The following is a 13,386-nucleotide window of genomic DNA, read 5'->3' as shown; positions in this document are numbered from 1 at the left end:
GCAAAGCCCGATATGCTTGTAGGACGACGGACCCGAGACATTCCGCCGCCCCATGACCTCCCCACCGCCCCAAGAAGCCGCGAGCACGCCGGCCCCGCCCTCCATCGGCACGATGCGCCAGCGCTACGGCGAACGCTACCGCTGGTACCTGCTGCTGTCGGTGATGGTGGGGACGATGGCGTCGATCATGTCCTCGACCATCGTCAACGTGGCCATCCCCGGCATGAGCCACCACTTCTCGCTCGGACAGGAGCGCGCGCAATGGGTGAGCTCGGGCTTCATGGTGGCGATGACGGTGTCGATGCTCACCACGCCATGGCTGCTGTCGCGCTACGGCTACCGCCGCACCTACGTGGGCACGATGCTCCTGCTGCTGATCGGCGGCATCGTGGGCGGTGTGGCCAACGACTTCTCGCTGGTGCTGTTCGCGCGCGTGGCCGAGGGGCTGGCCGCGGGCGTGGTTCAGCCCATTCCGGCCATCATCATCCTGCGCGCCTTCGAGCCGCACGAGCAGGGGCGCGCCAGCGGCATCTTCGGCATGGGCGTGGTGCTGGCGCCGGCCATCGGGCCGAGCATCGGCGGCGTGCTGGTCGACCTGTTCGGCTGGCGCTCGATCTTCTTCATGGTGGTGCCGTTCTGCCTCGCATCGCTGTGGCTGGCCTACAAGTTCGTGCCCAAGACCGCGCCCGGCGGCGTGGCGGCCGCGCGCGGCGACGGGCTGGACGCACGCGGACTGGCGCTGGGCACGGTCGGCACGCTGTGCCTGCTCAACGGCCTGGTGGCGCTGCGCGGCGATTCGCCGCTGCAGGCGGCCCTGCTGCTGGCGGGCGCGCTGGCCTCGTTCGGCGTCTTCGTGTGGTGGCAGCGGCGGCTCGCGGCCTCGGGCGGCACGCCGCTGATGAACCTCGCGCTCTTCCGCTACCGGCAGTTCGCGATGGGCAGCGTGGTCGCATTCATCTACGGCACGGCGCTCTTCGGCTCGACCTACCTGCTGCCGGTGTACATGCAGGTGGGGCTGCATCTCTCCGCTTCCCACGTGGGCACCATCCTGCTGCCGGCGGGCATCGTGCTGGCGCTCACCATCGCCGGCGTGGGCCGGCTGGCCGACAAGCATCCGACCTGGGTGCTGGTGACCATCGGCCTCGCGCTGCTGGCGGCCTCGTTCGCGCTGATGATGGTGCTGCGGCTGGACAGCGCGCTGTGGCTGCTGGTGGCCTTCGCGATCATCGGGCGCATCGGGCTGGGCTTCATCCTGCCCTCGCTCAACCTGGGCTCGATGCGCCCGCTGGCCAAGCCGCTGATCCCGCAGGGCGCGAGCGCGATCAACTTCGTGCGCATGCTCGGCGGCGCGGCCGGCGTGAGCCTGTGCGCGATCGTGCTGGAGTGGCGGCTCGCGGCGCACGGCGATTCGCTGGCCAACCCGATGACCAGCCCGGCGCGGCTCGCGGCCTTCGACGAGGTGTTCGCGATGCTCGCCGGCCTTTGCGCGCTGGCCATTTGCGCGGCGTGGCAGTTGCGTCGCCCGCCACAGTCAGGGTAAGCACCGAGTAATACGAAAGAACCCATCGTCTCTAATTGTGAGAATTTGTTAAATCAGTTGGGATGGGTCTTACATGCAACGCAGAAGTTTTATCGCATCGACGGCCGTGGCCGCCGCCGGGCTCGCTCGGCTCTCCTGCGCGCAAGCCGCCGAAACGGGGGTGAGCGACAGCGAAGTCGTGCTCGGCAGTTCGGCTGTCCTGAGCGGTCCGCTCGGATCGCAGATCAAGGTCGTGCACAACGGTGCCGCGCTGGCGTTCGATGCCGTCAACGAACAGGGCGGCGTGAACGGGCGCAAGATCAAGATGGTGGCGCTGGACGACGAGCTGAAGCCCGAGAAGGCGCTGGAGAACTACACCAAGCTGCTGAACGACCATCGCGTGTTCGCCTTCTTCGGCTGCGTGGGCTCGGGCACCACGGCCGCCGCGGCGAAGCTGCTGCAGCAGAGCGGCGCGCCCAGCGTGGGCGGCTACGGGGTGGGCGACAGCGCGCGCGAACGCGTCGCGGGCTCGGCCTACTTCGTGCGCGCCAGCAACGCCCGTGAAGCGCAGGCCCTGGTCGAGCACCTGGCGACCATCGGCGTGAACAAGATCGCGATCGTCCACCTCGACAACCCCGGCGGCGCCGAGGCGGTCAAGCTGATCGAGGCGGCCATGGTCCCGCACAAGCTGGTGCCGACTGCCAAGGTGGTCGCCAAGGGCGACGGCTCCGACGCCGCCGCCGCCGGCAAGGCGCTGGCCGACAGCCAATCGCAGGCCATCCTGATGTACCTGGCCGGCACCGTGGCCGGCGAGGTGATCAAGGCCACCTACGCCGCCGGCAGCAAGCCGATGTTCTACGGCATGTCGATCGTGCCGGGCGAAGTCACGGCCAAGGTGGTGGCCCTGCAGGCAGGCGGCCTCGCGATCTCGCAAGTCATGCCCTATCCCTGGGGCGAAGTGGAGACCGTGACGCGCGACTATCGCCGGCTGGCGGAGCGGGCACAGGTGCCGGTGGGTTACGGCAGCTTCGAGGGCTACCTGAACGGGCTGGTGATGATCGAGGCGCTCAAGCGCACCGGCCGCGACCTGACGCGCGCACGCCTGCATGCGACGCTGCGCGCGCTCAAGTTCCGCCTGGCCGGCATGGACATCGATTTCTCGACCGGCAACACCACCGGCTCGCGCTTCATCGAAATGGTGCGCGTCACGCCCGAGGGCCGCTTCGTGCGCTGAGCGGCGAGCGGATCCGCCGCACGGCCGGCCGGCACTCGCGTCTAATAGCGCCATGTGCCAATTGCTAGGAATGAACTGCAACACGCCGACCGACGTGACCTTCAGCTTCACGGGGTTCGCGCAGCGCGGCGGCCGCACCGACCACCATGCCGACGGCTGGGGCATCGCATTCTTCGAGGATCGCGGGCTGCGGCACTTCGTCGACCACCAGCCAGCCTGCGAATCGCCGGTGGCAGATTTGATCCGGCGCTACCCCATACAGAGCCGCAACGTCATCGCGCACATCCGCAAGGCGACGCAGGGCGAGGTCAACCTGCAGAACTGCCACCCGTTCGTGCGCGAGCTGTGGGGGCGCTACTGGGTGTTCGCCCACAACGGCGACCTGAAGGAGTTCCGCCCGCGCCTGCACGGCAACTTCCACCCGGTGGGCAACACAGACAGCGAGCACGCCTTCTGCTGGATCATGCAGGAGCTGGCCAAGTCGCACGCGGGCGTGCCGAGCATCGAGGAGCTCACGCTCACGCTGCGCGAGCTGGCCCCGCAGCTGGCGAGCCACGGCACCTTCAACTTCATGCTGTCCAACGGGCAGGCGCTGTGGGCACACGCCTCGACCAACCTCTGGTACGTGGAGCGCCGCCATCCCTTCGTGACGGCGCAGCTGTCGGACGAAGACCTGGAGATCGACTTCGCACAGCACACCACGCCCAACGACCGCGTGGCCGTGGTCGTGACCTCGCCGCTGACCACCAACGAGACATGGACACAGTTCGCGCCGGGCGAGCTGCAGGTGTTCGTGGACGGGCAGCGCGTCGGAAACTGAGGCGAGTCAGTCTTTCGACTGACACTTTTTCGCAACATTGCAAGAAAGTATCGACGGGTGGGCGCATACGAGTAAACAATAACGGTTCTCATTTGCAAATTGAACCGTTCATGCCCGCTTCCTTCTTCCATCTCCGGCCGACCGTGGTCGCAACGCTGCTTGCGCTGAATGCCGCGGTAGCTCTGGCCCAGACCACCGCAACGCAGCCGGCGGCTCCGGTGGTTTCGAGCGTCGGCACGCTGTCCACCGTGACCGTCGAAGCCAGCGCTGACGCCTCGGCCGAGGGCCTGACCAAGCCCTACGCCGGCGGACAGGTGTCGCGCGGCGGCCGGGTCGGCATCCTGGGCAACCAGGACATGATGAGCACGCCGTTTTCCAGCACCAACTACACCAACGAGCTGATCCAGGACCAGCAGGCCAAGAGCGTGGCCGACGTGCTGCTCAACGATCCGTCGGTGCGCCAGGCTCGCGGCTTCGGCAACTTCCAGGAGCTGTACGTGGTGCGCGGCTTCCCCGTGTACTCCGACGACGTCGCCTACAACGGCCTGTACGGCATGCTGCCGCGCCAGTACATCGCCTCCGAGTTCTTCGAGCGCGTGGAAGTCTTCCGCGGCGCCAACACCTTCCTGAACGGCGCAGCTCCCGGCGGCAGCGGCATCGGCGGTGCGATCAACCTGCTGCCCAAGCGCGCGCCCAACGAGCCGCTCACCCGCGTCGGCTTCGGCGTGCAGACAGGCGGACAGGGCTACGTCAACCTCGACCTGGCACGCCGCTTCGGCCCCGACGACAGCCTGGGCGTGCGCGTGAACGCGGTGCGCCGCGAAGGCGGCACCGGCGTGAAGAACGAGAGCCAGCAGCTCAGCGCCTTCAACGTCGGCCTCGACTGGCACAACCGCAACGTGCGCCTGTCGGCCGACTTCGGCTATCAAGACTACGACCTGAAGGACGGCCGCCCGAGCCTGACGCCTTCGTCGACGCTGCCGATCCCGCGCGCGCCCGACGCCCGCACCAACTTCGCCCAGCCCTGGACCTATTCGAAGGAAAAGGACAAGTTCGCCACCTTCCGCGGCGAGGTCGACATCACCGACAACATCACGGCCTGGGCCGCCGGCGGCGTGCGCCGCAGCGACGAGGACAACGTGCTGTCGAACCCCACGCTCGCCGACGCCTTCGGCAACACCAGCAACACCCGCTTCAGCAACACCCGCAAGGACCGCATCGGCACGGCCGAGATCGGCGTGCGCGGCAACTTCGCGACCGGCCCGGTGAAGCACGCCGTGGTGGTGTCGGCGGCCAAGTACAGCAACGACCGCGACAACGCCTACACGATCTCGCGCGGCACCATCCGCAACAACATCTACGCGCCCTACGCGTCGCCCTACCCCGTCGCCAATTCCTTCACCGGCAACACACTGGAAGACCCGCGCCTGACCGACAAGATAGACACGTCGAGCGTGGCCATTGCCGACACCATGTCGTTCATGGACGACCGCCTGCTCGTCACGCTCGGCGCGCGCCGCCAGACCATCGAGCAGACCAGCTACGCCTACACCACGCTCAAGCAGTCGAGCACCTACGACAAGAGCAAGACCACGCCGGTAGCCGGCGTCGTGTTCAAGATCACGCCGACCGTCTCGGCCTACGCCAACTACATCGAAGGCCTCGTCAAGGGCAACGTGGCACCGGGTACGGTCAACGGCCTGCCCGTCGCCAATGCTGGCGAGATATTCGCGCCGTACCAGGCCAGGCAGAAGGAGATCGGCGTCAAGTACGACGGCGGCACGCTGGGCGCGAGCGCGGCGTTCTTCACCACCGACCAGCCCACCTACTACTACGCGGGCCAGACCTACGGCCTCTACGGCAAGCAGCGCAACCAAGGGCTGGAGTTGTCGGTGTTCGGCCAGCCCGCCAAGGGCCTGCGCCTGCTCGGCGGGCTGACGCTGCTCGACGCCAAGCAGAAGAACACCCAGGGCGGCGCCACCGATGGCCTAACCGCCATCGGCGTGGCCAAGCAGCAGGCCAACCTCGGCGCCGAGTGGGACGTGCCCGGCGTGCGCAACCTGTCGCTGAACGCCCGCTTGCTCTACACCTCGAAGCAGTACGCCAACGCCGCCAACACGCAGTCGGTGCCGTCGTGGACGCGCTTCGACGTGGGCGCGCGCTACCTGGTCGACCTGGGCAACGGACGCCTGCTCACGCTGCGCGCGCGCATCGACAACCTCTTCAACAAGTCGTACTGGGCCTCGGTGGGCGGCACGCAGGGCAGCAACTACCTGGTGCTGGGTGCGCCGCGCACCTTCGCGGTGAGCGGCACGATCGACTTCTGATTGACCGCCGCGGCGCGCTCAGCGGCCCTGCTCGCGCAGGTTCGCCTCGAGCGCGTCGATGAACATCGCCGGCACGTCGAAGCCGGTCTGTTCGGTGATTTCCTGGAAGCAGGTCGGGCTGGTCACGTTGATCTCGGTGACCGAGTCGCCGATCACGTCGAGCCCGATCAGCAGCAGCCCGCGCGGCGCCAGCGCGCGGCCCACGGTCTCGGCGATCTCGCGGTTGCGCGGCGTGAGCGGCTGGGCCACGCCCTTGCCGCCCGCTGCCAGGTTGCCGCGCACCTCGGTGCCCTGGGGGATGCGCGCCAGCACGAAGGGCGCCGGCTCGCCCGCGATGATGAGGATGCGCTTGTCGCCCTGCGAGATCTCGGGCACGAAGCGCTGCACCATGATGGTTTCGGCGCCATCCTTGTTGAGCGTCTCGACGATGGAGCCGAGGTTCAGCGCGTCCTGCTTCACGCGGAAGATGCCCATGCCGCCCATGCCGTCGAGCGGCTTGAGGATGATGTCGCCGTGCTCGGCATGGAAGTCGCGCACCGCCTGCGCACTGCGCGTCACCAGCGTGGGCGTGGTGAACTGCGGAAACTCCATGATCGCGAGCTTCTCGGGGTGGTCGCGCAGCGCGCGCGGCTTGTTGATTACCTGGGCGCCCTCGCGTTCGGCCTGCTCCAGCAGGTGCGTGGCGTAGATGTACTCGGCATCGAAGGGCGGGTCCTTGCGCATGAGCACGGCGTCGAAATCCTTCAGCGCCTTGGCCTCGGAGATGTCGACGCGGTACCAGTCCCTCGCGTCGCCGGTCAGCGTGATCTGCTGCACCGTGGCCGTGACCACACCGCCCGACTTCCACTGGATGTCCTGCGGCAGGCAGGCCGCGATGCGGTAGCCGCGGCGCTGCGCCTCGCGCATCATCGAGAAGGTCGTGTCCTTGTAGATCTTGAAGTGATCGAGCGGATCGGCGACGAAGAGGATGTTTTTCATCAGGCGTTCTTTCTTGCGTTGCCGGGGCGCGGCGGCCATTGGCGTTGGCATTGCGTTGGTACGGGGCGCGATGTTGCCGGAAGCGGCGATGTCCTTGCCGGCGGGGGCTTTTTTCTCTTCGGCCCGCCGTGTCCGGCCTTGTCGCGCAGCGCGCATCCGGGCGATTGTGCCGGGCGCCCAAGGGCGCAGGATGGTCAACAATCTGACTCCGATAAAGTCAACCATCCGGCACGGGAATTGCGTGTCTCCACCTCCGACAACTCCCGGAGAACCTCGTGGACACATCCATTTCGCAGGGCGGCCCTGCGCTCGATCCCGCCGCCGTGGTCGACGAATTCCTGCGCCTGGTGATGATCCCGGACCCGCAGTCGGCCTCGCGCTTCACCGCGCCCGACATCCGCATCCGCTTCACCGGCAACCGCCCGATGCATGCGCCAGCCGACACCTCGGCCTTCAACGCCCGGCGCTACGCCTGGGTCAAGAAGAAGATCGAGCGCACCGAAACGGTGGCCGGCGGCACGCCCGAGGAAACGGTGGTCTACAGCCTCGGCACGCTTTACGGTGCGTGGCCCGACGGCACGGCCTTCGAAGGCAACCGGTACGTCGACCGCTACGTGGTGCGCCACGGCCTGATCGTGCAGATGGACGTCTGGAACGACAGCGCCGAATGGCTGCTGGTGCGCGCCGGGCTCGCCGTGCTGTGATGAGGCCGGCGGCATGACGACGCGCTGGCCCGACCGGCTCCCCACGCACGACCGCTTCGACTACCGGCCGATCACGCGGCGGCCCGATTACGCGTGGCCGAACGGCGCGCGGCTGGCGGTGTACATCGGCTTCAACGTCGAGCATTTCGCCTTCGGCGACGGACTGGGCGCATGCATCGGCCCGGCCTCGCCGCAGCCGGACGTGCTCAACCACGGCTGGCGCGAATATGGCAACCGCGTGGGTGCTTGGCGTTGTCTCGAACTGTTCGATTCGCTCGCGCTGCCGACCGGCGCACTCGTCAACACCGCGCTGTATGACCACTGCCCGGAGCTGGTCCAGGCCCTGGTGGCGCGCGGCGACGAGCTCATCGGCCACGGCCACAGCAACGCCGAACGCCAGGGCGTGCTCGACGAGGAACACGAGCGCACCCTGCTGCTGCGCTGCCGCGAGCGCATGCTGCGCGAAAGCGGGCAGGCGCCCGCGGGCTGGCTCTCGCCGTGGATTTCCGAAAGCGCCCTCACGCCCGACCTGCTGGCCGAGACCGGCTACGGCTACACGCTCAACTGGTGCCACGACGACCAGCCGCTGCGCATGCGCACGCGCGGCGGCTCGCTGTGGTCGGTGCCGTATCCGCAGGAGCTCAACGACATCCCGATGATCGTCGGCCGCCTGATGGACGCGAAGGATTTCAGCGCGATGGTGATCGACAACTTCGAGGAAATGCTCGATCAGTCGCGCGCGCAGCCGCTGGTGATGGGGCTGGCGCTGCATCCGTACATCGTGGGGCAGCCCTACCGGCTGAGGCACCTTCGCAGCGCGCTGGAGCGGCTGGCGCAGGCGCGCGACCGGGGCGAGATCTGGTTCACCACGCCCGGTGCGATCGCCTCGCACGTGGCCGGGCTCGAAAAGGAGCGACCGGGAGAATTCGACTGAGCCGCGCTCGGACTCAGATCTCGATCTTCGACCCCAGCTCCACCACCGCGTTGTTCGGCAGCCCCAGGAAGGCCGCCGCACCGCTCGCGTTGTGGTGCATCTGCGCGAACAGCTTCTCGCGCCACGGCGCCATGCCGCTGCCCAGCGTCGGGATGACGACGTCGCGCGACAGGAAGTAGCTGGTCGTCATCTGCTCGAGCTGGCAGCCGCGCATGCGCGCGTTCTCGAGGGCGCGCGGCAGGTCGATGTCGTTCTTGAAGCCGTAGTGGACGATGATCTGCCAGCAGTGGTGGCCCAGCGCCTCGATCTCGATGCGCTTGTCCATCGGAATCCACGGCACCTCGTGGTTGCGCACGGTGACGAACATGTTCTGCTCGTGCAGCACCTTGTTGTGCTTCAGGTTGTGCAGCAGCGCGTTGGGCACCACGCCCGGCTCGGCCGTGAGGAACACCGCCGTGCCGTCGACGCGCGCGGGCGGGCTCACGAACACGGAATCGAGGAAGGACTTCAGGTCGATGGCGTCGGCGTGCTGCGCCTCGCCCATCAGGCGGCGGCCTTCCTTCCAGGTAATCATCAGCGTGAAGACGAAGCCGCCGATCAAGAGCGGGAACCAGCCGCCCTCGAAGAGCTTGAGCAGGTTCGACGCGAAGAACAGGAAGTCGACCACGAAGAAGACCGCGGTGGAGGCGATGCACAGCGCCAGGGGAAGCTTCCACGCATAGCGGATCACGAAGAAAGTGAGCACCGTGGTGATCAGCATGTCGGTAGTCACGGCGATGCCGTAGGCCGCGGCCAGGCTGCTCGACGAGCGGAACATGACCACCGCCAGCACGATGGCCACGAACAGGCCCCAGTTGACCAGCGGAATGTAGATCTGGCCCGCCGTGCGCACGCTGGTGTGTTCGATGTTCAGGCGCGGCAGGTAGCCCAGCTGGATCACCTGGCGCGTCACGCTGAAGGCGCCGGTGATGAGTGCCTGCGACGCGATCACCGTGGCTGCGGTAGCAAGCAGCACCAGCGGAATGAGCGCCCACTCGGGCGCCATCATGAAGAACGGGTTCTTCACCGCCTCGGGGTTCTCCAGCAGCAGCGCGCCCTGGCCGAAGTAGTTGAGCGTGAGGGCGGGCATCACCACCGAGAACCACGCGATGCGGATCGGGCTCTTGCCGAAGTGGCCGAGGTCGGCGTACAGCGCCTCGGCGCCGGTCACGCACAGCACGGTCGCGCCCAGCAGGATGAAGCTGGTGCCGGGGTTGTCCCACATGAACTTCAGCGCGTAGAACGGGTTCAGCGCCTTCAGGATCTCGGGGTGGTGCAGGATCTGCGACACGCCGAGCACCGCGATCGCGATGAACCAGGTCAGCGTCACCGGCCCGAAGAACTTGCCGATGCCGGCGGTGCCGCGCTTCTGCACCACGAACAGGCAGAACAGCACGACCAGCGTGAGCGGAATGACGTAGTGCGTGAAGTGCGGCGACACCACCTCCAGGCCCTCGACCGCCGAGAGCACCGAGATGGCCGGGGTGATGACCCCGTCGCCATAGAAGAGCGAGGTGCCGAAGATGCCTACCACCAGCAGCAGGTGGCGCAGCCTGGGCTTGTCGGCCACCGCTCGGGAGGCCAGCGCCAGCATGGCGACCAGGCCGCCCTCGCCTTCGTTGTCGGCCCGCAGCACGAGCACGACGTACTTGATGGAGACGATGACGGTGAGCGTCCAGAAGAACATCGACAGGATGCCGTAGACGTTCTCGACGGTGAAAGGCACGTGGCCGTGGCCGAACACTTCCTTGACGGCGTACAGCACGCTGGTGCCGATGTCGCCATAGACGACGCCGATGGCGCCGACGATCAGGCCGGCTGAGAGATTTTTGGGGGCTGACACGAAGTCGATGGGAAAAGGGCAGGCTGCTGGAATCGACGCGTCAGGCACGCCGGGTGCGAACGGCGAACTTTAGTTCACCCGGATCGCCCTCCCGCCCTTTTGTTTCCGTTGCTGTGGGGCCGCTATTTTGCCGCCGCCTGCGCTCGGTGCAAGCCGAGGCGGGGAGCCCCCGGCCAATCACTCGTAGATTTCGGCGTCCGGATCGGTCGCTTCCATCTCGTAGCTGGCGGCCACCATGGCCAGCCGGCCGACCACGCCGTACATGTAGAAGCGGTTGGGCGCGCTGGCGCCAGGCTTGGCGCCCGGCTGTGGCAAGTGCGCACTTTCAGAGAAGGCAAGCGGCACGAAGCTCGCCCCCGGCAGCTTCAGGTTCTCGTCGGCGGCGCGCTCGGCGTGCACCCGGTAGAAGCCGCCGACCACGTAGCGGTCCATCATGTAGACCACCGGTTCGGCCACGCCGTTGTGCACGCGCTCGTTGGTGAGCACGCCTTCCTGGACGATCAGCTCCGTCGGCTCGCGCAGGTCGCGGCCGGCGGCGTTCCTCGCGGATGCCGCCGGAACGCTGGCGCTGGCACCGCCGCGCGGCTTGCCGATCAGCGACTCCACGTCCTTGGCGTCGCGAACCGTCACCACGCCGGGGCTGCCGCTCCCGCTGTGGCCGCCCTTGACGACCACGAAGGGCTTCTCGTTGATGCCGTATTCCTTGTACTTGCGGCGCACCTTGGTCAGCACCGCATCCACATGGCTGGTGAGCACGTCGATGCCGCGGCCCTCGGCCACGTCGACGCCCTCGGCGCGCGCATAGATCGGGTTGATGAGCCACGGGTCGATGCCCAGCAGCTTGCCGAAGCGCTTGGACAGCTCCTCGTAGCTGTGCAGGTGATTGCTCTTGCGGCGCACCGACCAGCCCGCATGCAGCGGTGGCAACAGGTACTGCTCGTGCAAATCTTCGAGGATGCCGGGAGTTCCCGCAGAAAGCTCGTTGTTAAGGAGAATTGTGCACGGATCGAAGTTCTTGAGCCCCAGACGTCGCTTGGTGCGCACCACCGGCTCCAGCGTCACGGTCTCGCCATTGGGCAGTTCGATCTTCTTGGGCGACTTGATGGCCGGATCGATCGACCCGATGCGCACGTTGAGCCCCGCCATGTGGAAGATGCGCACGAGTTGCGCGACGTTGGCGAGATAAAAGGTGTTCTTGGAATGGTTTTCCGGAATGACGAGCAGGTTGCGCGCCTCCGGACAGATCTTCTCGATGGCCGCCTGCGCGGCCTGCACCGCCAGCGGCAGCATTTCCTTGGTGAGGTTGTTCCAGCCGCCCGGAAAGAGGTTGGTGTCGACCGGCGCCAGCTTGAAGCCCGCGTTGCGGATGTCGACGGCGCTGTAGAACGGCGGCGTGTGCTCCATCCATTCGAGCCGGAACCAGCGCTCGATGGCGGGCATCGAGTCGAGCACCCGCTGCTCCAGTTCGTTGATCGGGCCGGTCAGGGCGGTGACTAGATGCGGAACCATGCAGCGGCCTTGTTGGTTTTGTGCTTAAAGGTGGAGTGGAATTGTAGGATTTGGGGCTGGTCGCCCCAATGACAAGACCGCGCGCGGACGCATCGGATCGACCGCTCCCGTGCGGCTCATCAGGTCCGGACTTCGCCTTGCCCCAGCACCACGTACTTGAGCGAGGTCAGTCCTTCGATGCCCACCGGGCCGCGCGCATGGAACTTGTCGGTGCTGATGCCGATTTCGGCACCCAGCCCGAACTCGAAGCCGTCCGCGAAGCGTGTGCTCGCATTGACCATCACGCTGGCCGAATCGACCTCGCGCAGGAAGCGCTGTGCATGCACGTGGTCGCGCGTGACGATGGCGTCGGTGTGGTGGCTCGAGTAGCGGTTGATGTGCGCGATGGCCTCGTCCACGCCGGCCACCACCCTGATGCTGATGACCGCGGCGAGGTACTCCTCGTACCAGTCGGACTCCACCGCGTCGACGATCTTCGCCGGCGGGTTCACCGCGCCCAGCGCCTCGCTCTCGCGCAGGATGGCAGCGGCCGCCGGGTCGCAGCGCATTTCCACGCCCTTGGCCGCGAAGATGGCGGCGATCTCGGGCAGGAAGTCTTCGGCAACCGAAGCCGACACCAGCAGGCCTTCGGCGGCGTTGCAGGGGCTGTACTTCTGGGTCTTGGCGTTGTCGACGATGCGCAGCGCCATCTCGAACTCGGCCGTGTCGTCCACGTAGACGTGGCAGTTGCCGTCCAGGTGCTTGATGACCGGCACCTTGGCGTCGCGGCTGATGCGCTCGATCAGGCCCTTGCCGCCGCGCGGAATGATCACGTCGACGAATTCCGGCATGGCGATCAGCTGGCCGACGGCCTCGCGGTCGGTGGTCTGCACCAGCTGCACCGCCTCGACCGGCAGCCCGGCCTCGGCTAGCGCCTCGGACACCAGGACCGCCAGCGCCTTGTTCGAGTCGATGGCCTCCGAGCCGCCGCGCAGGATGGCGGCGTTGCCGCTCTTGATCGCCAGGCTCGCGGCCTCGATGGTCACGTTGGGCCGGCTCTCGTAGATCATGCCGAACACGCCGATCGGCACGCGCATCTGCCCCACGCGGATGCCGCTGGGCTGCTGCTTCATGCCGATGATCTCGCCGATGACGTCGGCCATGCCGGCGAGCTGCTCGCAGCCCTGGGCGACGGTCTCGATGACCTTGGGCGTGAGCTTCAGGCGATCGACCATCGGGGCAGGCAGGCCGGCGGCGGTGGCGCGCTCCAGGTCCTTCTGGTTGGCGACCGCGAGCGCCGGGCCGGCTTCGCGCAGGCGGCGGGCCAGCGCCTTCAGCGCCTTGTTCTTGCTGGCCGCATCGGCACGGGCCATGAGGAATGCAGCGGTCTTGGCTTGCAGGCCCAGGGTCTGCATGTGTTCGCTTACGTTGAACGCGTTCATCGGGCTATTTTCCCACGCCGACCCGCCGCCCGGCTGGCGCAGGCCTTTTGGCGGCTGG

10 protein-coding genes are annotated in these 13,386 nt (G+C 67.2%); 6 read left to right on the top strand and 4 right to left on the bottom strand.

Annotated features, from left to right (window positions below):
- Positions 1 to 52 precede the first annotated feature (52 nt).
- The 4 genes from ABL843_RS02845 (at position 53) to ABL843_RS02830 (ending at position 5,900) form a co-directional block, all read left to right on the top strand.
- Positions 53 to 1,540 carry a DHA2 family efflux MFS transporter permease subunit gene (locus ABL843_RS02845; protein WP_126022220.1) on the top strand — a complete coding sequence of 496 codons (1,488 nt, stop codon included), beginning with the start codon at positions 53 to 55 and terminating at the stop codon, positions 1,538 to 1,540.
- A gap of 73 nt (positions 1,541 to 1,613) precedes the next feature.
- On the top strand, positions 1,614 to 2,753 hold the full coding sequence (locus ABL843_RS02840; protein WP_126022221.1) for an ABC transporter substrate-binding protein: 1,140 nt from the start codon (positions 1,614 to 1,616) through the stop codon (positions 2,751 to 2,753).
- A 52-nt stretch (positions 2,754 to 2,805) separates the two neighbouring features.
- Positions 2,806 to 3,573 carry a class II glutamine amidotransferase gene (locus ABL843_RS02835; protein WP_126022222.1) on the top strand — a complete coding sequence of 256 codons (768 nt, stop codon included), beginning with the start codon at positions 2,806 to 2,808 and terminating at the stop codon, positions 3,571 to 3,573.
- A 110-nt stretch (positions 3,574 to 3,683) separates the two neighbouring features.
- Entirely contained in the window at positions 3,684 to 5,900 is a 2,217-nt protein-coding gene (locus ABL843_RS02830) for a TonB-dependent receptor (protein ID WP_418118896.1), read from the top strand.
- 18 nt (positions 5,901 to 5,918) lie between these two features.
- Here the strand turns inward: ABL843_RS02830 and gshB are convergent, their stop codons facing one another.
- The gene (gene gshB / locus ABL843_RS02825) at positions 5,919 to 6,878 is read right to left on the bottom strand and encodes a glutathione synthase (RefSeq protein WP_126022224.1); all 960 of its coding nucleotides are present in this window, start codon (positions 6,876 to 6,878) and stop codon (positions 5,919 to 5,921) included.
- A gap of 275 nt (positions 6,879 to 7,153) precedes the next feature.
- On the opposite strand from gshB, the gene ABL843_RS02820 reads away from it, so the two are divergent.
- The gene (locus ABL843_RS02820; RefSeq protein ID WP_176665962.1) at positions 7,154 to 7,582 is read left to right on the top strand and encodes a nuclear transport factor 2 family protein; all 429 of its coding nucleotides are present in this window, start codon (positions 7,154 to 7,156) and stop codon (positions 7,580 to 7,582) included.
- Between the two features lie 13 nt (positions 7,583 to 7,595).
- The gene (locus tag ABL843_RS02815) at positions 7,596 to 8,516 is read left to right on the top strand and encodes a polysaccharide deacetylase family protein (RefSeq protein ID WP_418118894.1); all 921 of its coding nucleotides are present in this window, start codon (positions 7,596 to 7,598) and stop codon (positions 8,514 to 8,516) included.
- Between the two features lie 13 nt (positions 8,517 to 8,529).
- Here the strand turns inward: ABL843_RS02815 and ABL843_RS02810 are convergent, their stop codons facing one another.
- The 3 genes from ABL843_RS02810 to ABL843_RS02800 all read right to left on the bottom strand — a co-directional run bounded on the left by ABL843_RS02810 (position 8,530) and on the right by ABL843_RS02800 (position 13,328).
- Entirely contained in the window at positions 8,530 to 10,398 is a 1,869-nt protein-coding gene (locus tag ABL843_RS02810) for a potassium transporter Kup (RefSeq protein WP_126022227.1), read from the bottom strand.
- A 177-nt stretch (positions 10,399 to 10,575) separates the two neighbouring features.
- A complete protein-coding gene (gshA, locus tag ABL843_RS02805) occupies positions 10,576 to 11,907 on the bottom strand; it encodes a glutamate--cysteine ligase (RefSeq protein ID WP_126022228.1) in 1,332 nt (443 codons plus the stop codon).
- 119 nt (positions 11,908 to 12,026) lie between these two features.
- On the bottom strand, positions 12,027 to 13,328 hold the full coding sequence (locus tag ABL843_RS02800; protein WP_418118893.1) for a glutamate-5-semialdehyde dehydrogenase: 1,302 nt from the start codon (positions 13,326 to 13,328) through the stop codon (positions 12,027 to 12,029).
- Positions 13,329 to 13,386 lie beyond the last annotated feature (58 nt).

Origin of the sequence: Variovorax sp. 350MFTsu5.1, assembly GCF_048302515.1 — a bacterium.
In the GTDB taxonomy this organism is placed as follows: domain Bacteria; phylum Pseudomonadota; class Gammaproteobacteria; order Burkholderiales; family Burkholderiaceae_C; genus Variovorax; species Variovorax guangxiensis.
This window is presented reverse-complemented; position numbering and strand designations above follow the sequence as displayed.

Excerpts from the sequence above, each read along its gene's own strand:
- ABL843_RS02845 (WP_126022220.1), top strand. The coding sequence starts at position 53 with ATGACCTCCCCACCGCCCCAAGAAGCCGCGAGCACGCCGGCCCCGCCC.
- ABL843_RS02840 (WP_126022221.1), top strand. The coding sequence starts at position 1,614 with ATGCAACGCAGAAGTTTTATCGCATCGACGGCCGTGGCCGCCGCCGGG.
- ABL843_RS02835 (WP_126022222.1), top strand. The coding sequence starts at position 2,806 with ATGTGCCAATTGCTAGGAATGAACTGCAACACGCCGACCGACGTGACC.
- ABL843_RS02830 (WP_418118896.1), top strand. The coding sequence starts at position 3,684 with ATGCCCGCTTCCTTCTTCCATCTCCGGCCGACCGTGGTCGCAACGCTG.
- gshB (WP_126022224.1), bottom strand. The coding sequence starts at position 6,878 with ATGAAAAACATCCTCTTCGTCGCCGATCCGCTCGATCACTTCAAGATC.
- ABL843_RS02815 (WP_418118894.1), top strand. The coding sequence starts at position 7,596 with ATGACGACGCGCTGGCCCGACCGGCTCCCCACGCACGACCGCTTCGAC.
- gshA (WP_126022228.1), bottom strand. The coding sequence starts at position 11,907 with ATGGTTCCGCATCTAGTCACCGCCCTGACCGGCCCGATCAACGAACTG.
- ABL843_RS02800 (WP_418118893.1), bottom strand. The coding sequence starts at position 13,328 with ATGAACGCGTTCAACGTAAGCGAACACATGCAGACCCTGGGCCTGCAA.